Origin of the sequence: Nocardioides piscis (assembly GCF_011300215.1) — a bacterium.
In the GTDB taxonomy this organism is placed as follows: Bacteria; Actinomycetota; Actinomycetes; order Propionibacteriales; family Nocardioidaceae; genus Nocardioides; species Nocardioides piscis.
The window spans coordinates 3,132,705-3,157,166 of the sequence record NZ_CP049866.1; the positions used below are offsets into that span (position 1 = coordinate 3,132,705).

The following is a 24,462-nucleotide window of genomic DNA, read 5'->3' on the forward strand; positions in this document are numbered from 1 at the left end:
CTCAGCCGAGCAGCGCCTCGATCTGCGCGGCCTGGCGCTGCATCGACAAGACATAAGGGGCGACGCTGGGGTGGGAGTACTTCCCGGCCAGCGCACCTTCCCCGTCGACGACCTGGTGCAGCGCCCAGTCGAGCCGGCTCAGCGCGGTGTACGCCGACGTGACCCGCGCCGCCAGCGCCGCCGCGTCAGCGAGCGCGGGATCGGCCAGCCCGTCGACGTACGCCGCCAGCAGGGGCTCGAAGTCCTCGCGGGCCGCCAGCGCCCACAACCCGAGGTCGTGGCCGACAGCACCGGTGCCCAGCGAGCTCCAGTCGATCGCGACCACGTCGTCGCCCGAACGCCCTCGCAGGTTGGCCGGTGTCGGATCGCCGTGCTGCAGGACCTGTGGCACCTCCTCCAGCGCCGCCAGGTGACTGCTGCGCTGGTGCCAGAGGTGGTCGGCGACGTCAGCCAGGGTGGTCCGGGCGAGCGTCCGCCAGCCGCCCCTGCGCTCGATCCGCCTGAGCCGGTCGCGCAGCTGGTGGGTTGCGAGCCAGGGCACGTCGGGAGGGGTGGTGCGCGCGAAACGCCCCATGGCCCGCGCCACGAACAGCCCCGGGTTGGCGGCATCGGCCACGCGCTGCTGCACGAGCGTGATGCCCTCGTCGTCCTCCTCCGCGCGGATGGTCACCGGTCCACGCAACCCTGACGTCTCTGCGACCAGTCCGTGCAGGGCGACCTGTGCCTCGCGTTCCCACCAGGCGAACGAACGCCAGTCGGCGAGCTCTGGCAGCGTCGTGTCGCTCGGCGCCAGCAGCCGCTTCACGACCACCTCCCTGCCGCCTTCGTGGGCCAGCCACACGCCGTACGCCGAGGGGCTGGACCCGCCCGGAAGCCGCTCCCAGGCCGGCTCGGGTTGCCACATGTCGGGCGACGCTAGCCGATCGGCGCGTTGACGACCTCGATGCTCACCGACATCGCATCCAGCACCGCCTGGTCGAGCACCGCCCGACGCGGGTCGCGGACCGGCAGCCAGGGCTCGACCACGGCGAGTCCGCGCAACCGCTGGTCGGCGAGGACCTCGTCGACCGCCGGCCGGTTGCCGCCCACGACGACCGGGCCAGGGCGCAGGATCCGCGCGGCGTGGTCGGCGGCCGCTTCATAGGCCTGGCGGGCCTGGTTGTCGCGGCGCCGGGCGAAGCGCTGCTGGCTCTGCCCGCCCGCCTTCGTCCGCCCCTGGACGTGTCGCTGACCGATCTTGTGCTCGACGAGGTCGCGACCGCGCAGGCGCGCCACGGCGAAGCCGCCCTTGCGCACCAGCAGGACGCCCCACTCCCCCGGCGCCGCTGCGGCGGCAAGGAAGGACGCGACGTCCGGAGCGCCCTCGTAGGCGGTCGCGAAGGGCAGACCGGCGGAGAAGGCCGAACCGTCCTCGGCGGTGCCGTGGAGCACCCCCTCGCGCACCGACAGCGCGGTGGCCCCGTGGCGCCCGGTGAAGTTGTCGACCCAGCGCACGAGCCGGGTGGCCGGCACCAGCACGTGCGTCACAGGAAGTCGAGCGGGTCGAACTCGTCGATCGGGATGACCCTGACCCGCGGCAGCGCGGAGTTGAACGCCTCGACGTCGTACTCGAGGTCGATGATCCGCAGGCCCGGGAGTCCCCGGAAGGCACCGTTGACGAACTCGCCGAAACCGACGACGCCCACCTGACGGCTGCCGTCGCACAACGCCGAGACCTGGTCGACGAAGTCGCCGTCGTGGCTGGCCAGGACCACGTCGGCCGCCCTGGCGACCAACGCCTCGGCCGTCCGCTGGATGGCGATGTCGACGACCTTCCCGGGACCACTGAGCGGCACCGGCGTGAAGCCGATCGCGATCAGCGCCTGGACGAAGGTGGTCGGCATCTCGGTGCCGGCGGCCAGGAAGAACAGTCCCTTGACCGGCTGGTCGAACGCCCGCTCGCACCACTCGAGGAGTCGGTCCCAGCGGGGGCGCTCCTCGGGCCGCGGTCGGCGCCCCAGGATGGAGTTGCCGAGCGTGGCGTCGATGTTCTCCCCGTCGACGAGGAGATAGGTGGTGCGCTCCATTCAGCCCTCGCTGCGATAGACGACGCGGAAGTGCTCCACCACGTCGCTCCCGACCTCCACGCGCTCTGTCTCGAGCAGGGCGACCGGGTGCCCGCTGCCGTCACACAGGATGGAGAGCGCTCCCTCCACGGGGAGGGCGGTGTCCTGCTCGTGACCCGATTCGCTGTATGCCGATGCGGGGGTCGACGTCGTGACCTCCTCGCCGGCGTCGAGGCGGGCGATGAACTCGTCGGCGTCGGCCGGCGTCTCCCCGAAGGACCACGCCGGGGGCCTGACCACCTCGAGGGTGGTCGGTCCGAAGTAGGACGGGGCGGCGTTGAGCTTGGCGTGGAAGCGGGCGAGATCCCAGAAGGCTGCGATCTCGTCGTCGGTTGTCATGCCCCGAGACTAGACCCCGGGTCGCGAGCCTCAGACGTTGAAGCCCAGGGCGCGCAGCTGCTCACGGCCGTCGTCGGTGATCTTGTCCGGGCCCCACGGCGGCATCCACACCCAGTTGATGGCCACGTCGTTGACCAGGCCCTCGAGCGCGGAGTTGGTCTGGTCCATGATCACGTCGGTCAGCGGACAGGCAGCCGACGTCAACGTCATGTCGAGCACGACGTTGGATCCCTCGTCGAGGTGGACGTCGTAGACGAGGCCGAGGTCGACGACGTTGATCCCGAGCTCGGGGTCGACGACGTCCTTCATCGCCTCGGTCACGTCGTCGACGGTGACGGTCGAGCCGCCACCCGTCGTCGCGCCCGAGGCCTCGGGGACGTCGGGCAGGTCGCTGTGGTCGATGGGGCTGGTCTCGGTCATGAGTTCTCCTTGGAGAGGGTCTGGGACGTCGCGTCCTTCCACGCCATCCATGAAAGCAGTGCGCACTTCACGCGCGCGGGGAACTTGGCCACGCCGGCGAAGGCGATGCCGTCCTCCAGCACGTCCTCGTCGGGCTCCACCTGGCCCTTGCCCTGCATCAGCTCGAGGAAGCTCTGGTGGATCCCCATCGCCTCGTCGACCGGCTTGCCGATGAGGAGGTCGGCCATCACCGAGGCCGAGGCCTGCGAGATGGAACAGCCCACGGCGTCGTACGACACGTCCTCGACGGTGTCACCGGCCAGATGGACCCGCAGGGTCACCTCGTCGCCGCAGGTCGGGTTGACGTGGTGCACCTCTGCCTCGAACGGGTCGCGCAGGCCCGCGTGGTGGGGGTGCTTGTAGTGGTCCAGGATGATCTCCTGGTAGAGCGAGTCGAGAGCGGCATCCATCGGATCAACCCACCTTGAAGTAGGACCGGGTGTGGTGGAGCCCGTCGACGAGGGCATCGATCTCAGCCGGCGTGGTGTAGAGGTAGGACGACATCCGGGTCGAGGCCTGGACGCCGAAGCGAGCATGGGCCGGCTTCGCGCAGTGGTGACCGGCGCGCACCGCCACCCCGCGCGAGTCGAGCACCTGGGCGATGTCGTGGGGGTGGACGCCCGCCAGCTCGAAGGAGATCGCTCCTCCGCGTGACACCGCGTCGCGCGGCCCGAGCACGGTCAGGCCCGGAACGCTCGCCAGTCCCTCGAGGGCGTAGCCGGTGAGGGCCTGCTCGTGGGCGTGGATGGCCTCCATCCCCACATGGTCGAGGTAGTCGACAGCAGCGCCGAGGCCGATGGCCTCGATGATCGGCGGGGTGCCGGCCTCGAACTTGTGCGGCAGGCCCGCGTAGGTGGATCGCGCCATCGTCACCGTCTCGATCATCTCCCCGCCACCGTGGAACACAGGGAGGGACTCCAGCACCTCGCGTCGACCCCAGAGCACGCCGATGCCCGTGGGCCCGACGACCTTGTGACCGGTGAAGACGAGGACGTCGGCGCCCGAGGCCACCACGTCGACCGGCAGCTGGGGCACGGCCTGGGAGGCATCCACGACGACGATCGCCCCGACCTCGTGGGCACGAGCCGCGATCTGCGCCACCGGGTTGATCGTGCCGAGCATGTTGGACACCCAGGTCAGCGAGACGACCTTGGTGCGCTCGTTGATCAGCTCGTCGATGTCGGACAGGTCGAGCCTGCCGTCGTCGGTGAGGCCGAACCAGCGCAGCGTCGCTCCCTTGCGCTCGGTCAGGAGCTGCCACGGCACGATGTTGGAGTGGTGCTCCATCTCGGTGATGACGACCTCGTCGCCGGCCCCGATCGCGAGGTCACCGGTCGCCCACGCGAGCGTGTTGGCGACCAGGTTGAGCGCCTCGGTGGCGTTCTTGGTGAAGATCACCTCGTCGCGGCTCGGCGCCTTGATGAAGGCGGCGACCCGGTCACGAGCAGCCTCGAACGCCTCGGTGGACTCAGCGCCCAGCTGGTGCATGGCGCGGGAGATGTTGGCGTTGTGGCGTTCGAGGTGGTCGACCATGGTGTCGATGACGACCTGCGGCTTCTGCGAGGTGTTGGCCGAGTCGAGATAGACCAGCGGCATCCCTCCCGCGAGCTGGCGCTCGAGGATCGGGAAGTCCTTGCGGATGACCTCCAGCTCGGGAAGCAGGCCGTCCATGGTCAGACCGTCGCGGACTTGGTGTAGCGGTCGTAGCCCTCGGCCTCGAGCTGGTCGGCGAGCTCGGGGCCACCCTGCTCGGCGATGCGGCCGTCGACGAAGACGTGGACGAAGTCGGGCTTGATGTAGCGCAGGATGCGCGTGTAGTGCGTGATCAGCAGGACACCCTTGTCGCCCTTGGACTTGAACCGGTTGACACCGTCCGAGACCGTCTTGAGCGCGTCGATGTCGAGGCCCGAGTCGGTCTCGTCGAGCACGGCGACCTTGGGGTCGAGCAGCTCGAGCTGGGCGATCTCGTGGCGCTTCTTCTCGCCACCGGAGAAGCCCTCGTTGACCGAGCGGGTGCCGAAGGTCGGGTCGAGGTCGAGCTGCTTGAGCGCGGCGTTGACGTCCTTGACCCAGGTGCGCAGCTTGGGGGCCTCGCCGTCGATGGCCGTCTTGGCCGTGCGCAGGAAGTTGGAGACCGAGACACCTGGGACCTCCACCGGATATTGCATCGCGAGGAAGAGGCCGGCGCGGGCGCGCTCGTCGACGCTCATCGACAAGACGTCCTGGCCGTCGAGGGTGACGGTGCCGCCGGTGACGGTGTACTTGGGGTGGCCGGCGATCGAGTAGGCCAGGGTCGACTTGCCCGAGCCGTTGGGGCCCATGATGGCGTGGGTCTGGCCGTCGTCGATGGTGAGGGTGACGCCCTTGAGGATGGTCTTCGGGCCGTCGTCGGTCTCGACCGAGACGTGCAGGTCGTTGATCTCCAGCTTGCTCATGTGGGGGTCACTCCATTCAGGGTGGTCTCGACGTCGACGTATACGTGAAGGCCGTCATCGGTGGCCCGGACGTCGACAGGGAAGGTGGCGACCGGCTCGGTCGCGGGGAACGTGGTGGGCTTGCCGGTGCGCAGGTCGAAGGTCGATCCGTGCAGGTAGCACTCGATCATGCAGTTGGCGACCTCGCCCTCCGACAGGGCCACGGCCGCGTGGGAGCAGAGGTCCTGCAGGGCGAAGACCTCGTCACCGTCGCGGGCGACGGCCACGTCGTAGGGGCCGACCGTGACCGCGAGGGCCTCGTCGGTCGGGACCTCGGAGAGGGCACAGACCTGGACGTAGGTCACTGGACCTCCTTGAGGACGTTCTTGGCCAGCTCGGCCTCGACCGTGGCCAGCAACCGCTCCTCGATGGAGGGCACGCCGACCTTGCGGATCAGGTCGTTGAAGAAGCCGTGGACGACCAGGCGCTGCGACTCCTTCTCGGAGATGCCCCGCGACTGGAGGTAGAACAGCTGGGTGTCGTCGAAGCGGGCCGTCGCCGAGGCGTGACCGGCGCCGGCGATCTCGCCGGTCTCGATCTCCAGGTTGGGGATCGAGTCGGCGTGACAGCCGTCGGTGAGGATGAGGTTGCGGTTCTCCTCGTAGGTCTCGATGCCCTCGGCGACCTTGCGGATCAAGACGTTGCCGACCCACACGGTGTGTGCCTTGTCGCCCTGCAGAGCGCCCTTGTAGATGGCGTTGCTCTTGGTGCGCGGGGCGTTGTGGTCGGCAAAGATCCGGTGCTCGATGTGCTGGCCCTCGTCGGCGAAGTAGAGGCCGAGCAGCTCGGCCGAACCGCCGGGACCGTCGTAGGCGACGTTGGCGTCCATCCGGACGACGTCACCGCCGAAGGAGATGGCCGCGTGCTTGTATGTCGCGTCGCGACCCACCAGCGCCTGGTGGTGGGAGAGGTGGACGGCGTCGTCGGCCCAGTCCTGGATCGAGACGACCGTGACGTCGGCGCCGTCGCCCACGACGATCTCCACGACCGCAGCGACCGAGGCGGAGCCCGTGTGGTTGACCACGACGATCGCCTTGCTGTGGGCGCCGAAGCGCATCACGACGTGACCGGCTTCGGTGTTGGTGACGTCGTGGCCGTCGAGCTGGACCACCAGCGGTTCCGCGAGCTCGACCTCGGCGGGCACGTCGACCAGCAGCGTCGAGGGGACCTCGGCCAGCACGCGGGCAGCGAACCTGGTGTTGGGGACGAGACCGCTGATGCCTCGCAACGAGCGCGCCTCGTCGCCGGTGACGCCCTGCACCCGCGCACCGTCGGGGGTGTTCCACGAGGCCTTGATCGCGCTGCGGTTGAACTCCGCGTCGGCGTGCAGGCCACGCAGGCGCTTGAGCGGCGTGAACCGCCAGATCTCCTCCCGGCCCGTGGGGACCGGGTGGTCGGTGACGTCGAACGAGCCCGGCGGGTTGAGGTGGGACTCCACCTTGTCCACCTCGAGGGCAGACCGAACTGAGTCAGTGACTGTCAACTACTTCTCTTTCTTCGTGTGCGGAAGGCGAGTGGTCCGGCCGATCAGCCGACCGCGCCTTCCATCTGCAGCTCGATCAGGCGGTTGAGCTCGAGCGCGTACTCCATCGGCAGCTCCTTGGCGATCGGCTCGACGAAGCCACGCACGATCATCGCCATCGCCTCGTCCTGCTCCATCCCGCGCGACATCAGGTAGAAGAGCTGGTCGTCGGAGACCTTGGAGACGCTCGCCTCGTGACCCATGGACACGTCGTCCTCGCGGATGTCGACGTAGGGATAGGTGTCGGAGCGGCTGATCTGGTCGACCAGCAGGGCGTCGCACAGCACGTTGGACTTGGAGCCGTAGGCACCCTCGTTGATCTGGATGAGGCCACGGTAGGACGTGCGGCCACCGCCACGCGCGACGGACTTGCTGAGGATGCTCGAGGAGGTGTGGGGCGCTGCGTGGACCATCTTGGCGCCGGCGTCCTGGTGCTGCCCCTCGCCGGCGAAGGCGATCGACAGGGTCTCGCCCTTGGCGTGCTCGCCCATGAGGTAGATCGCGGGGTACTTCATCGTCACCTTGGAGCCGATGTTGCCGTCGACCCACTCCATCGTCGCGCCGGCCTCGCAGACGGCGCGCTTGGTCACGAGGTTGTAGACGTTGTTCGACCAGTTCTGGATCGTCGTGTAGCGGCAGCGGCCGCCCTTCTTCACGATGATCTCGACGACGGCCGAGTGCAGGGAGTCGGAGCTGTAGATCGGCGCCGTGCAGCCTTCGACGTAGTGCACGTAGGCGTCCTCGTCGACGATGATGAGCGTCCGCTCGAACTGCCCCATGTTCTCGGTGTTGATCCGGAAGTAGGCCTGCAGCGGGATGTCGACGTGGACGCCCTTGGGCACGTAGATGAACGAGCCGCCCGACCACACGCTCGTGTTGAGTGCGGCGAACTTGTTGTCGCCGACCGGGATGACCGTCCCGAAGTATTCCTGGAACAGCTCCGGGTGCTCCTTGAGCGCCGTGTCGGTGTCGAGGAACAGGACTCCCTGCTCCTCGAGGTCCTCACGGATGGAGTGGTAGACGACCTCGGACTCGTATTGTGCGGCGACACCGGAGACGAGACGCTGCTTCTCCGCCTCGGGGATGCCGAGCTTGTCGTAGGTGTTCTTGATGTCCTCGGGCAGGTCGTCCCACGAGGTCGCCTGCTTCTCGCTCGAGCGGACGAAGTACTTGATGTTGTCGAAGTCGATCGTCGACAGGTCCGAGCCCCAGGTCGGCATCGGCTTGCGGTGGAAGAGCTTGAGGCCCTTCAGGCGCAGGTCGAGCATCCACTGCGGCTCCGACTTGAGGTTGGAGATGTTGCGGACGACGTCTTCGTTGAGCCCGCGCTGCGCGTTGGCGCCGACGTCGTTCTTGTCCGACCAGCCGAACTCGTAGCGGCCGATCCCCTTGAGCTCGGGATTGAGGTCTTCGATGCTCGGGCTCGGGTGCGTGGAGGTCATGACTGCTCCTTCTTGGTGGACATCTGGGTGGAAGTCGTCGAGGTGGGGATGCACGTCGTGCAGACCCCGTCGCCGTGCGCGATGGTGGCCAGGCGCTGGACATGGGTGCCGAGCACGCGACCGATGGCCTCGGTCTCGGCCTCGCACAGCTGGGGGAACTCGTGGGCGACGTGTGAGACCGGGCAGTGCTGCTGGCAGAGCTGGTCACCGATCGGCAGGGTGCGCACGCTCGCGGCGTAGCCCTCGTCGGTCAGGACCTTCGCCAGCGCATCGGCTGGGCTCAGCGCCGGCTGGTCGGCGACCACGCTCGCGTAGTCGCGCTCGATGAACGCCACGCGCCTGCGGGCGAACTCCATGACGGCGTCCTCACCGCCGGTCTCGGAGAGGAACCGCAGGGCCTGGGCGGCCAGGTCGTCGTACTGCTGGTCGAACGTGTCGCGCCCGGTGTCGGTCAGCGCGAAGACCTTCGCCGGGCGACCGCGACCACGACTGCCGTAGACCTTCTGCTCGCGCGACTCGACCGCGCCGTCGTGGCTCAGGTGCTCCAGGTGACGACGAACTGCAGCCGGTGTCAAGGCGAGACGGGCCGCGAGATCGGCGGCCGTCGAGGGGCCGTTCTCGAGGATCGACCGCGCGACGCGCTCCCGGGTGGGAGCGTCGTTGTCAGGGGTCGTCCCCGGCAGCGCAGCAGTCGGCCTCATGAATTGCACAACGCAAGTGTGACGTTAATGCTTCCCGCGCTTCAAGCAAGGGTGGCCTTACTTGCCGTGACCGCCTCGACGATCGCGCCGACCAGGCGGCAGGCCTGCTCGTCCACGACCTCGCGCGGCAGGGCGCGAAGCGGACCCCGAGCGGTCAACGTGGCGAAGCCGTGCACCCCCGACCAGCACATGATCGCGGCGTCCCCGACGGACGCTGCCGGCAGGTCACCCGCAGCCACCAGTCGGTCGAGCGCGTCCTGCAGGTGCTGGTAGGGAGTGCGACCGCCCGCTGCAGCCGCCTCGGGCGCGTCGGCCGAGAGCATGTCGCCGATGGCGAAGAAGGCCGCGTCGAAGAGGCCGGGCTCGTCGAGGGCGAAGGCGATGTAGCCCAGACCCACGGACTCGAGACGGGTCGCGGCGTCCATCTCCGGGTCGAGGGCGATGCGGGCATCGATGACGGCAGCGAGCCGTGCCGCCGCACGGCGGGCGACGGCGAGCACGAGCGCCTGGCGGTCCTCGAAGTGCCGATAGGCCGCGCGGGGGGTGACCCCGACCCGGCGGGTCACGTCGCGGAGGGCGATCGCGTCGGCACCGAGCTCGCGCGCCGCGTCGAAACCCGCTTGCACGAGAGCCTCGCGCAGGTCACCGTGGTGATACCTCTCCATCCGGCAAGTCTACGGTGTGGACATTTGAATGTCCACGGTGTAGACATGACAGGGCGGGGAGCGCGGGATGCGTCGTCCCGTTACGAAGCGGACACGTCCTGTCCGCACTGCTTCCTTAGGTTTGGACACATGACGACTGGAACGGCCATCGAGGCCAGCCACCTGGTGAAGAAGTTCGGGGACAAGACGGCGGTCGACGACGTCAGCTTCAGCGTCCCCACCGGCAGCGTGCTCGGCCTGCTGGGTCCCAACGGGGCCGGCAAGACCACCACTGTGCGGATGATGACCACCCTGACCCGACCCACCTCGGGCAGCGGCCGGGTCGCGGGCTACGACATCGTCGACCAGCCCCGCGACGTACGCCGCAGCATGGGCCTCACCGGTCAGGCCGCCACCGTCGACGAGCTCCTGACCGGGCGCGAGAACCTGCGCCTGATCGGCTCTCTCTACGGCCTGTCCGGCGCCTACATCAGGCGCGCGACCGACGACCTGCTCGAGCGGTTCTCGCTCACCGAGGCCGGCAACAAGATCGCCAAGACCTATTCGGGCGGCATGCGGCGTCGGCTCGACCTCGCCGTGAGCCTGATCGCGACTCCCCCGGTGCTGTTCCTCGACGAGCCCACCACCGGGCTCGATCCGCGCAGCAGGCTCGAGCTGTGGGAGGTGCTGCGCGAGCTCGTCAACGACGGCACGACGCTGCTGCTGACCACGCAGTACCTCGAGGAGGCCGACCAACTGGCCGACAACATCGTGGTCATCGACCGCGGCAAGGTGATCGCGCAAGGCACTCCCCTGCAGCTCAAGGACCAGTCCGGCGCCGCGTCCCTCGTGGTGACGGTCTCGCGCTCGGAGGACCTGGCCATCGCCGAGGAGATGCTGCGCTCCCACGTGGCCGAGGTGCACGTGGAGCACGGGGCACGTCAGCTCACCGCCCCGGCTGAGGGCCTGCAGCACATGACCCGGATCGCGGGCATCTTCGCCGACAGCCAGATCGAGCTGGACGACATCGGGCTGAAGCGTCCCAGCCTGGACGACGTGTTCCTGCACCTGACCGGCCACCGCGCCGAGGACGCCGACCGCGCCGACGACCCCACAGCAGACCAGGCAGCCGAGGAGATCTCCGCATGAGCCACACCGACCAGGACTCCCGCCTCACTTCGCGACCCGCGCTCGAGCGCCCGGAGATCGTCCCCACCAACCTGCTCCGTCAGTCGATGTCGATCGTGCGGCGCAACCTGACCCACATCAAGCGCATGCCCGAGATGCTGATGGACGTCACCATCCAACCGGTGATGTTCGTGCTGCTGTTCGCCTACGTCTTCGGCAGCTCGATCGACATCGACACCGCCGCGGGCTACAAGGCCTGGCTCCTCGGCGGCATCATGGCCCAGACCATCGCGTTCTCCTCGTTCATCGTCGCCGTCGGACTGACCGCGGACCTCGAGAAGGGCATCGTCGACCGGATGCGCTCGCTGCCGATCAACCCGGCGGCAGTGCTGGTCGGTCGCTCGATCTCGAGCCTGATGCACTCCTCGATCGGCCTCGTGGTGATGTCCTTGACCGGACTGGTCATCGGCTGGCGCATCCACACCAACATCGCCGAGGCCGCGCTGGGCTACCTCCTGCTGCTCGGCTGGGGATTCGCCATGATCTGGGTCGGGATCTGGGTGGGCTCCAAGATGCGCTCGGTGGAGGCGGTCAACGGCGTCATGTTCGCCACGATGTTCCCGATCACGTTCCTGGCCAACACCTTCGCGCCCACCGACCGGATGCCGACCTGGCTGCGCACCGTGGCCGAGTGGAACCCCATCTCGAGCCTGACCCAGGCCGTGCGCGAGCTGTGGGGCAACGACTACCCGCTCCGCGAGGACGCGGCGCTGCCCCTGCAGCACCCCGTGCTGGCGACGATCATCTGGATCATCGTGCTGACCGCCGTCGTGGCGCCGCTGGCGATCCGGACGTTCAACCGCCGCACCGCCAGCTGACGTCGGGCAGGGGCCCGGGCTCATAGCACGAGGGTCCCGAAGATTGAGACGTGGGGGCGTCAGCATGGCATCCTCGGGGTACCGGGGGCAGTGCGACACAGGTCGCACGTCGATCCGCCACCCCCCGAAAGAGCTCGATGAGATTCCGCTCCGCCCTGCACACGATCGTCCACTCCCGGACCGCACTCGTCGTCGGGGTCCTGGTCAGCCTGGCGGTCCCTGCCCTGACGCTGCCCCGCCTCCCGAGCGTGATCGTGTGGCCCGCGCTGCTGGGTCTGGCGCCCTGGGTGCTGGGCAAGTACGTCCTGTGTCCGCTCCGCTGGCGCGCACTCACTCCCGCAGGCCTGGGTCGGTGGTGGCACCTCCGGGCGTATGCCGAGTCAGAGCTGCTCGGGCTCCTGACCCCCGGCCACGTGGGAGCCGATGTCTGGCGTCTCAAGCGGCTGACCGGGGCCGGACTCGAGCGGGGTGACGCGGTCGTGAGCGTCGGCCTCGACCGGCTCGTCGGGGCGATCGGCCTGGCTGCGTTCGTCGGCTTCGCGGGCAGCGCCCTCCCCGTCGACCTCCTCCTCCCCGCTCTCGGCCTCGCTGTCGCCGCCGGCGTCTGCCTCCTGGTGGTCCGCCTCGTCCGACCCCAGTGGCTGCCGCGGCGTCCGGCCCTGCCCGCGCCCCGACAGCTGGCCCACGGCCTGCTCCTGTCAGCCGGCTACCAGCTCTCGATCGCTGCCCTGCTCCTCGGGACGGTGGCCGCGACCGGCCACGAGCTCGAGCCGCTCGCCGTGCTGGGCGCGTTCGGCGCAAGCCAGCTCGCCGGCGCCGTACCCGGTCCCAACGGCGCCAGTCCCCGCGACGCGGCCCTGGTCGTCGCACTGGTCGCGCTGGGCCTGCCGTGGGTGGCCGCCGCCGCCGCAGTCGCCCTGAAGGCCGCCCTGGCCTGGCTGCCCGCCATCGTCCTGGGTGGCTCGAGCCTCTACCTGACCCGGCGGCGGCACAAGCACGCCGTCATGGTGGCCGCAGCCTGACGCCGTAAAGCGATTGGCCTCGCGCGCTCGACGCGGTTCAATGGACCGCAACGCCGTCGTGAGCCACCGCGCACACGACACGGGCCTGGAGGACTCGTCGTGGCCGGACTGCAGGTGCTGCACAGACTTCCCGCGCGAACCGGGTGGGTGGTCAAGCAGGTCGCGTGGGTCGTGCTCGGGATCGTCGTCTACTTCGGGGTGCGGGGTCGGACGGCTGCCTCGCCCGAGACGGCTCGGGAGAACGCCGAGGAGGTCGTCGCGCTGGAGCGCCGCCTGGGGATCCAGGTGGAGGGTGCCCTCCAGGCCCCGGTGAACGAGTCGGCGACGCTCGAGGCGGTCGTCAACTGGATCTACATCTGGGGACACTGGCCGGTCATCATCGCGACGATGGTGTGGCTGGTGTGGCGCCACCGCGTCGTGTTCGTGCGCCTGCGCGACGCCATGATGATCTCCGGCGGCGTCGGCATGGTGGTCTTCGCCCTCTATCCGGTCATGCCGCCGCGGCTGGCGGACCTGGGTCTCCTCGACACCGTGACCAACAGCAGCGAGGCCTACCGCGTCCTCCAGCCGCCCGCGTTCGTCAACCAGTACGCCGCGATGCCGAGCCTGCACTCCGGCTGGGACCTCCTCGTCGGCATGGCGATCGTGGCGGCCGCGTCGTCGGTCTGGCTGCGGGCGATCGGCTTCATCATGCCGATGCTGATGGCGGTGGCTGTGGTGTTCACGGCCAACCACTACATCCTTGACGTGGTTGCCGGCGTGAGCCTGGTGCTGGTCGCCCATGCCGCGGCCCTCGCACTCGAACGGCGGCGCGCACGACATGACGCGCCCGCCGGCTGCAGCGCCGAGGACGAGACCCTGAGTGCCGCATGAACTCGTCCCCACTGGCGGTGGCCCACCGCGCGGGCAACTCGCTGGCCGGGCTTCGCGGCGCCAACGAGCTCGGCGTGGACGTCATCGAGTGCGACGTCCACGAATACCGGGGTCGACTCGAGGTGCGACACCTCAAGACGGCCGGACCGCTCCCCTTCCTCTGGGACCGCTGGGAGCTGGCCTCGGCATCGGCCCCGCGCCTGGGACTCGACGAGCTCCTCGCCGCCGGCACGGGGGCGACCTTCATGCTCGACCTGAAGGGACGCCGAACGGCTGCCGCTCGAGCGGTCACCGAGCTCCTGCACGAGTCCGGGCACGACCAGCCGCTCCTGGTCTGTGGGCGCTACTGGCCGGCCGTGGACGAGCTCGCGCAGCTGCCCTACGTCCGGCCCGTGCTCTCGGCCCGCAACCGGGTGGAGCTGGCGCGGCTGTTGACGCGGATCCGCGGCGGCTCCGTGCACGGGGTCTCGGTGCATCGTTCCCTGCTCGACAGCACCGTGGTGGCCTCGATGCTCGACCACGTCGAGGTCGTCATGACCTGGCCGATCAACGACCTGGCGTCGCTCGAGGGCACGCTGGCGATCGGGGTCAACGCGGTGATCAGCGACGAGCCGTCCGTGCTGGCCGCGCTCCTGGCCGCCCGGTGAGCCGAGGTGTGACAGCCCCTTCCTAGAATGGCCGGGTGCCCTCGACCTCACCTGCCGTCGAGATCGAGGGCCTGGTCATGACGTATGGCGACAAGCGGGCCGTCGACGGACTGTCGATGCAGGTCGCGAGGGGCTCTGTCACCGCAGTGCTCGGCCCCAACGGCGCTGGCAAGACCACGACGCTGGAGACCTGCGAGGGATACCGCCCGCCCCAGGCGGGAACGGTGCGGGTGCTTGGACTGGACCCGCAGCGACAGCGGCGTGAGCTGCTCCCCCGGATCGGGGTGATGCTGCAGGCCGGCGGCGCGTGGAGCGGCGTCCGGGCGATGGAGATGCTCGACCACATCGCCTCCCTGCACGCCCACCCCCTCGACACGGCGATGCTCAGCGACCGGCTGGGGCTGGCCGACTGCGGGCGCACCCCCTACCGGCGGCTGTCGGGCGGCCAGCAGCAGCGGCTCGGCCTGGCGATGGCGCTGGTCGGGCGCCCTGAGCTCGTGTTCGTCGACGAGCCGACGGCCGGGATGGACCCCCAGGCTCGGCGTACGACCTGGGAGCTGCTGGAGGAGATCCGTGAGGACGGCGTGACCGTGGTGCTGACCACCCACCACATGGACGAGGCCGAGCGGCTCGCGGACCTGATCCACATCATCGACCACGGTCGGCTGATCGCGTCGGGGTCGCCGACCGAGCTCACGAGCGGCGGTCGCGCGGCCACCATCCGACTCGTCGTGACCCGCCCGTTCCCCGAGGGCGCCCCGGAGTCGCTGCGTCGCGACCTCGCGCCCGGGACCGAGGTCAGCCAGCTCGGGGAGCGCAGCATGTTGATCACCGGACCCGCCGACGGCACCACCCTGGGCATCGTCTCGCGCTGGTGCGAGAACCACGACGTGGTGCCCGAGTCGCTGGCCCTGGGCCGGCAGAACCTCGAGGACGTGTTCCTGCGCCTCACGGGTCGGGAGCTGGAGGGATGAGCGTGTTCGCACCTGCTCCGGGAGCTGCCCCGCTCGTTCGCCAGGTGGCCGCCCAGGCTCGCATGGAGACGCGGTTGATGCTGCGCAACGGCGAACAGCTGCTCCTGGCCATCGTCATCCCGGTGATCGTGCTCGTCGCCGGCGTCCTGGCAGCCGACCGACTCGGTCTCGACCTCGGCGGGCGTGCACCGGTGGACGTCCTGGCGCCTGGGGTGCTGGCCCTGGCAGTCATGTCGACCGCCTTCACCTCGATCGCGATCGCCACCGGCTTCGAGCGGCGCTACGGCGTGATCAAGCGCCTCGGGTCCTCCCCTCTCCCCCGGCACGGCCTCCTGCTGGGCAAGGTCCTGGCCCTGCTCAACGTCGTGCTGCTCCAGCTGGTGGTGCTCGTCGTCGTCGCACTCGTCCTAGGCTGGCGGCCCTCGCTAGAGCACCCGGCCCTCAGCGCAGGGGCGGCCGCGCTCACCGTGGCGGCCGGGACATGGGCCTTCGCCTCGCTCGGCCTCTTCGTCGCCGGTGTGCTGCGCGCCGAGGCGACCCTCGCGCTGGCCAACCTGGTCTACCTGCTGCTGATGGCCGGCGGCGGCGTTGTCCTGCCGACCTCGTCCTATGGCGCCGCGGCCGGTCTGGTCTCGTGGCTGCCCTCCGGCGCGCTCGGCGACGCCATGCGCGCCGCCCTGATCGACGCCCGTCTCGACTGGGCGGCCCTGCTCGTCCTCCTCGGGTGGGGCGTCCTCGGGACCCTCCTGACCGCCCGCACCTTCAAATGGGAATGACCATGCCTGCCCTTGACCGGCTCCACCGGCTGCACCGCTTCGCCTGGCCCCTGGCCGTCGCCAACCTCGTCGCCAACATCGGCATCGTCGTCACCGGTGGCGCCGTCCGCCTCACCGGCTCCGGGCTGGGATGCCCGACCTGGCCACGCTGCACAGACGAGTCCTACGTCGCCCACGGCGAACTGGGCGTGCACGGCGCGATCGAGTTCGGCAACCGGATGCTCACCTGGGCCCTGGTGGTCATCGCCATCGCCTGCTTCGTCGCCGTCGGGCGCACCGGCCGCACCCGGGCGACAGTCCTGGCTGCGGTCGTCGCCCTCGGCATACCAGCCCAGGCCGTCCTCGGCGGCATCACGGTCCTCACCGACCTCAACCCCTGGATCGTCGCCGGCCACTTCCTGGTGTCGATGGCCATCATCGGGGTCTGTGTCGCGCTGCTCGACGAGCTGCGCGGACCGACGCGCCCGGCCTCCGACCGGCTCCGCCCGCTGGCCTGGCTGGTCCTCGCCGCCACCTGGGTGGTGCTCTATCTCGGCACCGTCGTCACCGGCAGCGGGCCCCACTCGGGCGACCTCGAGTCACGACGGACCGGTCTCGACCCCCAGGTGATGTCGCACGTGCACGCCGCAGCGGTCTATGCCCTGCTGGCGCTCACCCTCGGGCTCGCCGTGCTGGCCCACGGGCTGGGCGCCACGGTGGTCCGCCGGGCCGCCGGCGCGCTGCTCGCGCTGCTGCTCGTGCAGGGGGTCCTGGGCTTCGTGCAGTACTTCACCGACCTGCCGGAGGTCCTGGTCGGCCTCCATATGCTCGGCGCCGCGCTCGTCTCGGCCGCGGTGACGTGGACGCTGCTGAGCACCATGTCGCGCCGGGCTGAGTGGGCTCAGCCGAAGAGCAGCGGGTCGAGCGCGACGGCGACGAACAGCAGCGACAGATAGAGGTTGGACATGTGGAAGAGCCGCATCGGGTTGATGTCGCTCAACGCGTCCGAAGCCTTGGCGCGCTGCCACATGCGGTGCGCCTCCAGCAGGAACACCGCACCCAGCACCGCGGCGGCGACGGGATAGAAGACGCTGGTGCCGGCGACCGGCCACAGCGTCAGCGACGTCGCGACGAGCACCCAGCTGTAGAGGACGATCTGGCGACCCACCTCCGCTGCCGGCTTGACGACCGGGAGCATCGGGACGTCGACGCCGGCGTAGTCCTCGCGGTAGCGCAGCGCCAGCGCCCAGGTGTGGGGTGGAGTCCAGAAGAACACGACGAGGAACAGCACGACGGGGGTCCAGGCCAGCTCGCCGGTCACTGCGGTCCAGCCGATCAGCGCCGGGAAGCAGCCGGCGAGGCCGCCCCAGACGATGTTCTGGGTGGTGCGGCGCTTGAGCAGCATCGTGTAGACGAAGACGTAGAAGGCGTTGGCCAGCACCGACAGGCCCGCACTGAGCCAGTTGACCCACAGGGCCAGGACCACCGTGGACACGATCGCCAGGATGGTGGCGAAGATCAGCGCCGAGCGGGCCGAGACGATGTGGCGAGGCAGCGCGCGGCGACGGGTGCGACGCATCTGCTCGTCGATGTCGCGGTCATAGACGCAGTTGTATGCCGACGCGGACCCGGCCGAGAGGGCGCCCCCGACCACGGTGGCCGCCACGAGGCCCAGGGGCGGGATCCCACGCTGGGCGAAGAACATCACCGGCACCGTGGTCAGGAGCAGGAGCTCGATCACCCGGGGCTTGGTCAGGCCGACGTAGGCCGCGACCACGTCCTTGAACGACGGCGCGGGGACGGTCGCTGATCCGTCTCCCCGCGGAGCGTCGGCCGAGCGGTCGCTCGCCTGCGGTTGGCCGACCTGGGACACGGTATGAAACCTAAGAGTTCGGGAACTGGTGCGGGGTCGAGTCTATCCCGCGGGATGAGTAGGCTCGGACGCGCCCGTCGCCACACAGAACAGCCACCCCGTGGCCACCAGATGACAAGGACGCCTGTGACCTCCCCGTTGCCCAAGCTGGACTGGAACGAACTCGACGAGAAGGCTGTGGACACCGCCCGCGTGCTGGCCATGGACGCGGTCCAGAAGGTCGGGAACGGACACCCGGGCACCGCGATGAGCCTCGCGCCGGCGGCCTACCTGCTGTTCCAGAAGGTGATGCGTCACAACCCGGCCGATCCCGACTGGGCCGGCCGCGACCGCTTCGTGCTCTCGCTGGGGCACAGCTCCATCACCCTCTACACCCAGCTCTTCCTCGGCGGCTGGGGCCTCGAGCTCGACGACCTCAGGACCCTGCGCACCTGGGGCAGCAAGACCCCCGGTCACCCCGAGCACGGCCACACCGCGGGCGTCGAGACCACCACCGGCCCCTTGGGCCAGGGCGTCGGCAACGCCGTCGGCATGGCGATGGCCGCCCGCCGTCAGCGCGGGATGCTCGACCCCGGCGCGGCCGAGGGTGCCTCGGTCTTCGACCACCACATCTATGCCCTCGCCAGCGACGGCGACCTCCAGGAGGGCGTGAGCGCCGAGGCCTCGTCCATCGCCGGCACCCAGCGGCTGGGCAACCTCACCGTCATCTATGACGCCAACCGGATCTCGATCGAGGGCGACACGGACGTGGCCTTCACCGAGGACGTCGGTGCGCGCTACGAGGCCTACGGCTGGCACGTCCAGACCGTCGACTGGACCCACGACGGCACCGGCTACACCGAGGACGTGCCCGCGCTCCACGACGCCATCGAGCAGGCACGCGGCGTCACCGACCAGCCCAGCCTGATCGTGCTGCGGACCGTCATCGCCTGGCCGGCCCCCAACGCCCAGGGCACGGGCAAGTCCCACGGCTCCGCGCTCGGTGCCGAGGAGGTCGCCGCGACCAAGGAGATCCTCGGCTTCGACGCCGAGAAGCACTTCGAGGTGCCCGAGGACGTCATCGCCCACACTCGCTCGCTGGTGCAGCGCGGCAAGGAGGCGCAAGCCGCCTGGGAGGAGCAGCTCGACGCCTGGCGAGAGGCTGCCTCCGCAGACGTGCTCGCGACCTGGGACCGCATGCAGACGCGGGCGCTGCCCGAGGGGCTCGCCGAGGCGCTGCCGACGTTCGAGCCGAGCACCGACGGCGTCGCCACCCGCAAGGCGTCCGGCAAGGTCATCAACACGGTCGCCGGCCTGATGCCGGAGCTGTGGGGCGGCTCGGCCGACCTCGCCGAGTCCAACAACACCACCATCGAGGGCGCGCCCTCGTTCATCCCCAAGGACCGCTCCACCGATCAGTGGGACGGCGACCCCGAGGCCGGCCGGGTGCTGCACTTCGGCATCCGCGAGCACGGGATGGGTGCGATCCTCAACGGCATCGCGCTCCACGGCGGCACCCGCGTCTTCGGCGGCACCTTCCTCACCTTCTCCGACTACATGCGCGGGTCGGTCCGTCTCGCCGCTCTGATGGGCCTGCCCGTCACCTATGTCTGGACGCACGACTCGATCGGTCTGGGTGAGGACGGTCCGACCCACCAGCCCATCGAGCACCTCGCCGCCCTGCGGGCCATCCCGGGCCTCGACGTCGTGCGTCCTGCTGACGCCAACGAGACCGCTGCGGCGTGGCACGCGGTGCTGCGCAACACCGACCGTCCCGCCGGCATCGCCCTGACCCGGCAGAACGTGCCGGTCTTCCCGCGCGGCACCGACGGCTTCTCCGACACCTCTGACGTGCACCGCGGTGGCTATGTCCTCGTCGACGTCGAGGAGGGCCTGCCAGACGTGGTACTCGTCGGCACTGGGTCGGAGGTCCAGATCGCTGTGGCCGCGCGCGACCTCCTCGCCGCCGACGGCATCCGTGCGCGGGTCGTCTCGATGCCGTGCCGTGAGTGGTTCGACGAGCAGGAGCCGGCCTACCGCGAGAGCGTCATCCCGCCCACCGTCAAGGCGCGGGTCTCGGTCGAGGCGGGCATCGCCATGGGCTGGCGCGAGATCGTCGGCGACCACGGTCGCATCGTCTCGATCGAGACCTACGGGCACTCGGCCGACTACGCACGCATCTATGAGGAATACGGCATGACCGGCCAGGCAGTCGCCGACGCCGCCCGCGACAGCATCCGGGTGTCCACCGACTGAGCTCACGCGCCGGGACCCCCAGACCAACCATCAGGAGGAACCATGAGTGACCGCATGAAGACTCTCGCAGACGCGGGCGTGTCCATCTGGCTCGACGACCTGTCCCGCGAACGGATCGAGACTGGCAACCTCGCCGATCTCGTCGGTTCCCACTCCGTGGTCGGGGTCACCACCAACCCGTCGATCTTCGCCTCGGCCCTGGCCGATGGCGAGCGCTATGACGCCGAGGTGCGCGACCTCGCGAAGTCCGGGGCCGACGTCGACACGACGGTCTTCCAGCTGACGACCGGCGACGTCCGCGCCGCGTGCGACGTCCTGCGTCCCGTCTTCGACGCCTCCGGCGGCGTGGACGGCCGGGTCTCGATCGAGGTCTCCCCTGCGCTGGCTGCCGACACCGAGGCCACCACCGCCTCCGCCAAGGACCTGTGGAAGGCGGTGGACCGGGAGAACTGCCTGATCAAGATCCCGGCCACCACCGAGGGGGCACCGGCCATCTCCGACGTGCTCGGCGAGGGCATCAGCGTCAACGTGACCCTGATCTTCGGGCTGGAGCGCTACCGCGGCGTGATGGAGGCCTACGTCGCCGGTCTCGAGAAGGCTCGCGACAACGGCCAGGACCTGTCGAAGATCCACTCCGTGGCGTCCTTCTTCGTCTCGCGCGTCGACAGCGAGATCGACAAGCGCCTCGAGGCCGCCGGTGCCGACAAGGAGCTCTTCGGGCGTGCCGGCATCGCCAACGCCCGGCTGGCGCACCAGGCGTTCGAGGAGTTCTTCAGCGGCGACCGCTGGCAGGCCCTCGAGGCGGCCGGCGCCAACAGGCAGCGGCCATTGTGGGCCTCGACGGGTGTGAAGAACCCCGACTACTCCGACACCATGTATGTCACCGAGCTCGTTGCCCCCGACACCGTCAACACGATGCCCGAGAAGACCATGCAGGCCTTCGCCGACCACGGCGAGGTCAACGGTGACCGGGTCACCACGATGTATGACGACGCGCACGCCACGATGGCGGCGCTGGCCGAGGCCGGCATCGACTACGACGACGTGATCTCCACCCTCGAGGAGGAGGGCGTCGAGAAGTTCGTCGTCTCGTGGAACGAGCTGCTCGACACGGTCCGCGGCCAGCTCGAGGCGGCGGGCGGCACGTCTTGACCGCGTCGGGCGGTCCCGCGGCGCCGGTCGACTGCACCACGACCGCGGCGTGGGCGCGGTTGGGTGACCTCAGCAGCGGATTCGCCCCCGACCTGCGGGCGTCGTTCGACACCGACCCGGACCGGGCCGGGCGCTTCTCCTTCGACGCGGCCGACCTCCGCGTCGACCTGTCGAAGAACCTGCTCAACGACGAGGTGCTCGACGCGCTGCTGGCCCTGGCCGAGGAGGTCGGCCTGCCCGCGCGGCGCGACGCGATGTTCGCCGGTGAGCACGTCAACGCCACCGAGGACCGCGCCGTCCTGCACACCGCGCTGCGGCTGCCCCGGTCGGCATCGCTGACCGTGGACGGCCAGGACGTCGTCGCCGACGTGCACGAGGTGCTGACGCGGGTCTACGCCTTCGCCGAGCGGGTCCGCTCGGGTGCCTGGACCGGCGCGACGGGCGAGCAGATCCGCACCGTGGTCAACATCGGCATCGGTGGTTCCGACCTGGGTCCCGTGATGGCCTACGAGGCGTTGGCGGCATACGTCCAGGACGGTCTGGAGTGTCGCTTCATCAGCAACATCGACCCGACCGACACCGCCCGCACCCTCGCCGACCTCGACCCGGCCACCACGCTGTTCATCGTCGCCAGCAAGACCTTCGGCACGCTGGAGACGCTGACCAACGCGCGCTTGTGCCGCAGCTGGCTGCTCGACGCGCTCGGACAGCACGACGACGCGGTCGCCAGGCACTTCGTCGCCGTCTCCACCGCCCTCGACAAGGTCGCCGACTTCGGCATCGACCCCGACAACGCGTTCGGGTTCTGGGACTGGGTGGGTGGGCGCTACTCCGTCGACTCCGCCATCGGCACCTCGCTCGCGATCGCGATCGGGCCGGAGCGCTTCGCCGAGCTGTTGGCGGGGTTCGCCGCCATGGACCAGCACTTCCGCACCACTGCGCTGCGCGCGAACGTCCCGGTGCTGATGGGCCTGACCAACATCTGGCACCACAACTTCCTGGGCGCCGCCACGCACGCGGTGCTGCCCTATGCCCAGCTGCTGCACCGGTTCCCGGCCTATCTGCAGCAGCTCACCATGGAGTCCAACGGCAAGAGCGTGCGGTGGGACGGGACGCCGGTCAGTGCCGAGACCGGAGAGGTGTTCTGGGGGAGCCGGGCACCAACGGACAGCATGCCTTCTACCAGCTCATCCACCAGGGCACGCAGCTCGTGCCGGCCGACTTCATCGCCTTCGCCAACCCGGACTACCCCCTCGTCGACGACTCCGAGGACGGGCAGGGGGCAGACGTCCACGAGCTGTTGCTGGCCAACTTCTTCGCCCAGACCAAGGCCCTGGCCTTCGGCAAGACCGCCGACGAGGTCCGCGCCGAACATGCCGACGACCCGCTCGACGAAGCGGGCGTCGCCGCCCGCGTCTTCGAGGGCAACCGGCCCACCACCTCGATCATGGCCCCGGCCCTGACCCCCGCAGTGCTGGGTCAGCTGATCGCGCTCTACGAGCACCTGACCTTCGTCCAGGGGGTGGTGTGGGGCATCGACAGCTTCGACCAGTGGGGCGTCGAGCTCGGCAAGCAGCTGGCCCAGCAGCTCACCCCTGCGGTGGGTGGCGACGTCGCCGTACTCGCCGAGCAGGACGCCTCGACGAGGGCCCTGATCACCTACTACCGGGAGAACCGCCGGTGAGCGCCACGGAGTCCGGGCACAACCCGCTGCGCGACCCGCAGGACCGTCGGCTGCCGCGCATCGCCGGACCCTGCGGGCTGGTGCTCTTCGGGGTGACGGGCGACCTGTCGCGCAAGAAGGTGATGCCGGCGATCTATGACCTTGCCAACCGCGGGCTGCTGCCGCCCGGCTTCAGCCTGGTGGGCTTCGCCCGGCGTGACTGGGCCGACCAGGACTTCGCCCAGATCGTGCACGACGCGGTCAAGGAGCACGCCCGGACCCCCTTCCGCGAGGAGGTGTGGAGGCAGCTCTCCGAGGGATTCCGGTTCGTGCCGGGAGAGTTCGACGACGACAACGCCTTCGAGCAGCTCCGGCGCACGGTCGAGGAGCTCGACCAGCTGCGCGGGACGGGCGGCAACATGGCCTTCTACCTCGCGATCCCACCCGCCTTCTTCGGCACCGTGGTCGGTCAGCTCAAGGAGCACGGCCTCGCCGACGGCCGCGATGACCAGTGGCGCCGGGTCGTGGTGGAGAAGCCGTTCGGGCACGACCTCGAATCGGCCCGCGAGCTCAACGACGTCCTGGCCGGGGTCTTCGAGCCCGAGCAGATCTTCCGGATCGACCACTACCTCGGCAAGGAGACGGTTCAGAACATCCTGGCGATGCGCTTCGCCAACAACATGTTCGAGCCGATCTGGAACGCCCACTACGTCGACCACGTCCAGATCACGATGGCCGAGGACATCGGCATCGGGGGCCGCGCCGGCTACTACGACGGCATCGGCGCAGCGCGCGACGTCATCCAGAACCACCTGCTGCAGCTGATGGCGCTGGTGGCGATGGAGGAGCCCATCTCCTTCGACGCCGAGAGCCTGCGGGTGGAGAAGCAGAAGGTGCTCGCCTCGGCCGAGCTCCCCCGCCGCCTCGACACCACGACCGCACGCGGGCAGTACGCCGCCGGGTGGCAGGGCGGCGAGAAGGTGATCGGCTTCCTCGACGAGGAGGGGATCACGTCGACGTCGGCCACCGAGACCTTCGCGGCGATCACCGTGCACGTCGAGACGCGTCGCTGGGCCGGGGTCCCGTTCTACCTGCGCACAGGCAAGAGGCTGGGGCGACGGGTCACCGAGGTCGCCATCGTGTTCAAGCGGGCACCGCACCTGCCCTTCCACGACACCACGACCGAGGAGCTCACCCAGAACGCCCTGGTCATCCGCGTGCAGCCCGACGAGGGCATGACCATGCGGTTCGGCTCCAAGGTGCCGGGGACGGCGATGGAGATCCGCGACGTCAACATGGACTTCGCGTACGGCGGTTCGTTCACCGAGGCCAGCGCCGAGGCCTACGAACGGCTGATCCTCGACGTCCTGCTCGGCGAGCCGCCGTTGTTCCCCCAGCACGAGGAGGTCGAGCAGTCGTGGCGACTCCTCGACCCGGTGATCGAGCACTGGGCACGCAAGGGCAAGCCGGAGCCCTACCCGGCCGGCACGTGGGGCCCAGCCTCAGCCGATGCCATGCTGGCCCGCGACGACCGAGTCTGGCGGAGACCCTAGATGACCTCACCCCACGCAATCCC

The 24,462-nt window shown here is 69.7% G+C and carries 25 protein-coding genes and 1 pseudogene; 12 read left to right on the plus strand and 14 right to left on the minus strand.

Annotated elements, in window-relative coordinates:
• Position 1 precedes the first annotated feature (1 nt).
• The 13 genes from G7071_RS15365 to G7071_RS15425 all read right to left on the minus strand — a co-directional run bounded on the left by G7071_RS15365 (position 2) and on the right by G7071_RS15425 (position 9,707).
• Entirely contained in the window at positions 2-904 is a 903-nt protein-coding gene (locus G7071_RS15365) for an aminoglycoside phosphotransferase family protein (RefSeq protein ID WP_166320178.1), read from the minus strand.
• An 11-nt stretch (positions 905-915) separates the two neighbouring features.
• Complete coding sequence (locus tag G7071_RS15370) at positions 916-1,527, minus strand: acVLRF1 family peptidyl-tRNA hydrolase (protein WP_166320180.1); 612 nt, start codon at positions 1,525-1,527, stop codon at positions 916-918.
• Positions 1,524-2,066: an NYN domain-containing protein gene (locus G7071_RS15375; protein ID WP_166320182.1), complete on the minus strand. Its 543-nt coding sequence runs from the start codon at positions 2,064-2,066 to the stop codon at positions 1,524-1,526. Before G7071_RS15375 ends, G7071_RS15370 begins: the two co-directional genes overlap by 4 nt.
• Complete coding sequence (locus tag G7071_RS15380; RefSeq protein ID WP_166320184.1) at positions 2,067-2,444, minus strand: ASCH domain-containing protein; 378 nt, start codon at positions 2,442-2,444, stop codon at positions 2,067-2,069.
• A gap of 30 nt (positions 2,445-2,474) precedes the next feature.
• Entirely contained in the window at positions 2,475-2,753 is a 279-nt protein-coding gene (locus tag G7071_RS15385) for a metal-sulfur cluster assembly factor (protein ID WP_246210657.1), read from the minus strand.
• A 107-nt stretch (positions 2,754-2,860) separates the two neighbouring features.
• Positions 2,861-3,313: a Fe-S cluster assembly sulfur transfer protein SufU gene (gene sufU / locus G7071_RS15390; RefSeq protein WP_166320188.1), complete on the minus strand. Its 453-nt coding sequence runs from the start codon at positions 3,311-3,313 to the stop codon at positions 2,861-2,863.
• A gap of 4 nt (positions 3,314-3,317) precedes the next feature.
• Entirely contained in the window at positions 3,318-4,574 is a 1,257-nt protein-coding gene (locus G7071_RS15395) for a cysteine desulfurase (protein ID WP_166320190.1), read from the minus strand.
• Between the two features lie 2 nt (positions 4,575-4,576).
• Complete coding sequence (gene sufC / locus G7071_RS15400) at positions 4,577-5,338, minus strand: Fe-S cluster assembly ATPase SufC (RefSeq protein WP_166320192.1); 762 nt, start codon at positions 5,336-5,338, stop codon at positions 4,577-4,579.
• Complete coding sequence (locus G7071_RS15405; protein ID WP_166320202.1) at positions 5,335-5,682, minus strand: non-heme iron oxygenase ferredoxin subunit; 348 nt, start codon at positions 5,680-5,682, stop codon at positions 5,335-5,337. The genes sufC and G7071_RS15405 overlap by 4 nt, the downstream gene beginning before the upstream one ends.
• Positions 5,679-6,815 (minus strand): Fe-S cluster assembly protein SufD, encoded by a 1,137-nt coding sequence (gene sufD / locus G7071_RS15410; RefSeq protein WP_246210061.1) that lies wholly within the window; start codon positions 6,813-6,815, stop codon positions 5,679-5,681. The genes G7071_RS15405 and sufD overlap by 4 nt, the downstream gene beginning before the upstream one ends.
• 89 nt (positions 6,816-6,904) lie before the next feature.
• The gene (sufB, locus tag G7071_RS15415) at positions 6,905-8,341 is read right to left on the minus strand and encodes a Fe-S cluster assembly protein SufB (RefSeq protein WP_166320206.1); all 1,437 of its coding nucleotides are present in this window, start codon (positions 8,339-8,341) and stop codon (positions 6,905-6,907) included.
• On the minus strand, positions 8,338-9,042 hold the full coding sequence (locus G7071_RS15420) for a helix-turn-helix transcriptional regulator (protein WP_166321207.1): 705 nt from the start codon (positions 9,040-9,042) through the stop codon (positions 8,338-8,340). The genes sufB and G7071_RS15420 overlap by 4 nt, the downstream gene beginning before the upstream one ends.
• A gap of 41 nt (positions 9,043-9,083) precedes the next feature.
• Entirely contained in the window at positions 9,084-9,707 is a 624-nt protein-coding gene (locus G7071_RS15425; protein WP_166320208.1) for a TetR/AcrR family transcriptional regulator, read from the minus strand.
• 129 nt (positions 9,708-9,836) lie between these two features.
• Between G7071_RS15425 and G7071_RS15430 the strand changes: the two genes are divergently transcribed.
• From G7071_RS15430 to G7071_RS15465, 8 genes are all read left to right on the plus strand, one after another.
• Positions 9,837-10,835: an ATP-binding cassette domain-containing protein gene (locus G7071_RS15430; protein ID WP_166320210.1), complete on the plus strand. Its 999-nt coding sequence runs from the start codon at positions 9,837-9,839 to the stop codon at positions 10,833-10,835.
• On the plus strand, positions 10,832-11,692 hold the full coding sequence (locus G7071_RS15435; protein ID WP_166320212.1) for an ABC transporter permease: 861 nt from the start codon (positions 10,832-10,834) through the stop codon (positions 11,690-11,692). The genes G7071_RS15430 and G7071_RS15435 overlap by 4 nt, the downstream gene beginning before the upstream one ends.
• A 137-nt stretch (positions 11,693-11,829) precedes the next feature.
• A complete protein-coding gene (locus G7071_RS15440) occupies positions 11,830-12,714 on the plus strand; it encodes a lysylphosphatidylglycerol synthase domain-containing protein (protein ID WP_166320214.1) in 885 nt (294 codons plus the stop codon).
• Positions 12,715-12,813: 99 nt separating this feature from the next.
• Positions 12,814-13,587 (plus strand): phosphatase PAP2 family protein, encoded by a 774-nt coding sequence (locus G7071_RS15445; protein ID WP_166320216.1) that lies wholly within the window; start codon positions 12,814-12,816, stop codon positions 13,585-13,587.
• Positions 13,584-14,234 (plus strand): glycerophosphodiester phosphodiesterase, encoded by a 651-nt coding sequence (locus tag G7071_RS15450; protein ID WP_166320218.1) that lies wholly within the window; start codon positions 13,584-13,586, stop codon positions 14,232-14,234. Before G7071_RS15445 ends, G7071_RS15450 begins: the two co-directional genes overlap by 4 nt.
• A gap of 35 nt (positions 14,235-14,269) precedes the next feature.
• On the plus strand, positions 14,270-15,208 hold the full coding sequence (locus G7071_RS15455; RefSeq protein WP_166320220.1) for an ABC transporter ATP-binding protein: 939 nt from the start codon (positions 14,270-14,272) through the stop codon (positions 15,206-15,208).
• Positions 15,205-15,984, plus strand: coding sequence for an ABC transporter permease (locus G7071_RS15460; protein WP_166320222.1), 780 nt, complete (start codon positions 15,205-15,207; stop codon positions 15,982-15,984). The genes G7071_RS15455 and G7071_RS15460 overlap by 4 nt, the downstream gene beginning before the upstream one ends.
• Before the next feature lie 2 nt (positions 15,985-15,986).
• Positions 15,987-16,919, plus strand: a complete 933-nt coding sequence (locus G7071_RS15465; protein ID WP_166320224.1) for a COX15/CtaA family protein — start codon at positions 15,987-15,989, stop codon at positions 16,917-16,919.
• Here the strand turns inward: G7071_RS15465 and G7071_RS15470 are convergent.
• Positions 16,865-17,836 carry a heme o synthase gene (locus tag G7071_RS15470; protein ID WP_166320226.1) on the minus strand — a complete coding sequence of 324 codons (972 nt, stop codon included), beginning with the start codon at positions 17,834-17,836 and terminating at the stop codon, positions 16,865-16,867. The genes G7071_RS15465 and G7071_RS15470 overlap by 55 nt on opposite strands.
• A gap of 111 nt (positions 17,837-17,947) precedes the next feature.
• Here G7071_RS15470 and tkt point away from each other — a divergent pair, with 111 nt between their 5' ends.
• From tkt to zwf, 4 genes and pseudogenes are all read left to right on the plus strand, one after another.
• Positions 17,948-20,071: a transketolase gene (gene tkt / locus G7071_RS15475; protein WP_166320228.1), complete on the plus strand. Its 2,124-nt coding sequence runs from the start codon at positions 17,948-17,950 to the stop codon at positions 20,069-20,071.
• Between the two features lie 42 nt (positions 20,072-20,113).
• Complete coding sequence (gene tal / locus G7071_RS15480) at positions 20,114-21,223, plus strand: transaldolase (RefSeq protein WP_166320230.1); 1,110 nt, start codon at positions 20,114-20,116, stop codon at positions 21,221-21,223.
• A pseudogene (gene pgi / locus G7071_RS15485) lies at positions 21,220-22,907 on the plus strand (glucose-6-phosphate isomerase). The gene tal and the pseudogene pgi overlap by 4 nt, the downstream one beginning before the upstream one ends.
• Positions 22,904-24,439 carry a glucose-6-phosphate dehydrogenase gene (zwf, locus tag G7071_RS15490; RefSeq protein ID WP_166320232.1) on the plus strand — a complete coding sequence of 512 codons (1,536 nt, stop codon included), beginning with the start codon at positions 22,904-22,906 and terminating at the stop codon, positions 24,437-24,439. The pseudogene pgi and the gene zwf overlap by 4 nt, the downstream one beginning before the upstream one ends.
• Positions 24,440-24,462 lie beyond the last annotated feature (23 nt).

Excerpts from the sequence above, each read along its gene's own strand:
- G7071_RS15395 (WP_166320190.1), bottom strand. The coding sequence starts at position 4,574 with ATGGACGGCCTGCTTCCCGAGCTGGAGGTCATCCGCAAGGACTTCCCG.
- G7071_RS15430 (WP_166320210.1), top strand. The coding sequence starts at position 9,837 with ATGACGACTGGAACGGCCATCGAGGCCAGCCACCTGGTGAAGAAGTTC.
- G7071_RS15425 (WP_166320208.1), bottom strand. The coding sequence starts at position 9,707 with ATGGAGAGGTATCACCACGGTGACCTGCGCGAGGCTCTCGTGCAAGCG.
- sufB (WP_166320206.1), bottom strand. The coding sequence starts at position 8,341 with ATGACCTCCACGCACCCGAGCCCGAGCATCGAAGACCTCAATCCCGAG.
- G7071_RS15365 (WP_166320178.1), bottom strand. The coding sequence starts at position 904 with ATGTGGCAACCCGAGCCGGCCTGGGAGCGGCTTCCGGGCGGGTCCAGC.
- tkt (WP_166320228.1), top strand. The coding sequence starts at position 17,948 with ATGACAAGGACGCCTGTGACCTCCCCGTTGCCCAAGCTGGACTGGAAC.
- G7071_RS15380 (WP_166320184.1), bottom strand. The coding sequence starts at position 2,444 with ATGACAACCGACGACGAGATCGCAGCCTTCTGGGATCTCGCCCGCTTC.
- sufC (WP_166320192.1), bottom strand. The coding sequence starts at position 5,338 with ATGAGCAAGCTGGAGATCAACGACCTGCACGTCTCGGTCGAGACCGAC.
- G7071_RS15460 (WP_166320222.1), top strand. The coding sequence starts at position 15,205 with ATGAGCGTGTTCGCACCTGCTCCGGGAGCTGCCCCGCTCGTTCGCCAG.
- G7071_RS15420 (WP_166321207.1), bottom strand. The coding sequence starts at position 9,042 with ATGAGGCCGACTGCTGCGCTGCCGGGGACGACCCCTGACAACGACGCT.
- G7071_RS15465 (WP_166320224.1), top strand. The coding sequence starts at position 15,987 with ATGCCTGCCCTTGACCGGCTCCACCGGCTGCACCGCTTCGCCTGGCCC.
- sufU (WP_166320188.1), bottom strand. The coding sequence starts at position 3,313 with ATGGATGCCGCTCTCGACTCGCTCTACCAGGAGATCATCCTGGACCAC.
- G7071_RS15440 (WP_166320214.1), top strand. The coding sequence starts at position 11,830 with ATGAGATTCCGCTCCGCCCTGCACACGATCGTCCACTCCCGGACCGCA.
- tal (WP_166320230.1), top strand. The coding sequence starts at position 20,114 with ATGAGTGACCGCATGAAGACTCTCGCAGACGCGGGCGTGTCCATCTGG.
- G7071_RS15435 (WP_166320212.1), top strand. The coding sequence starts at position 10,832 with ATGAGCCACACCGACCAGGACTCCCGCCTCACTTCGCGACCCGCGCTC.
- G7071_RS15375 (WP_166320182.1), bottom strand. The coding sequence starts at position 2,066 with ATGGAGCGCACCACCTATCTCCTCGTCGACGGGGAGAACATCGACGCC.
- G7071_RS15385 (WP_246210657.1), bottom strand. The coding sequence starts at position 2,753 with ATGAAGGACGTCGTCGACCCCGAGCTCGGGATCAACGTCGTCGACCTC.
- G7071_RS15450 (WP_166320218.1), top strand. The coding sequence starts at position 13,584 with ATGAACTCGTCCCCACTGGCGGTGGCCCACCGCGCGGGCAACTCGCTG.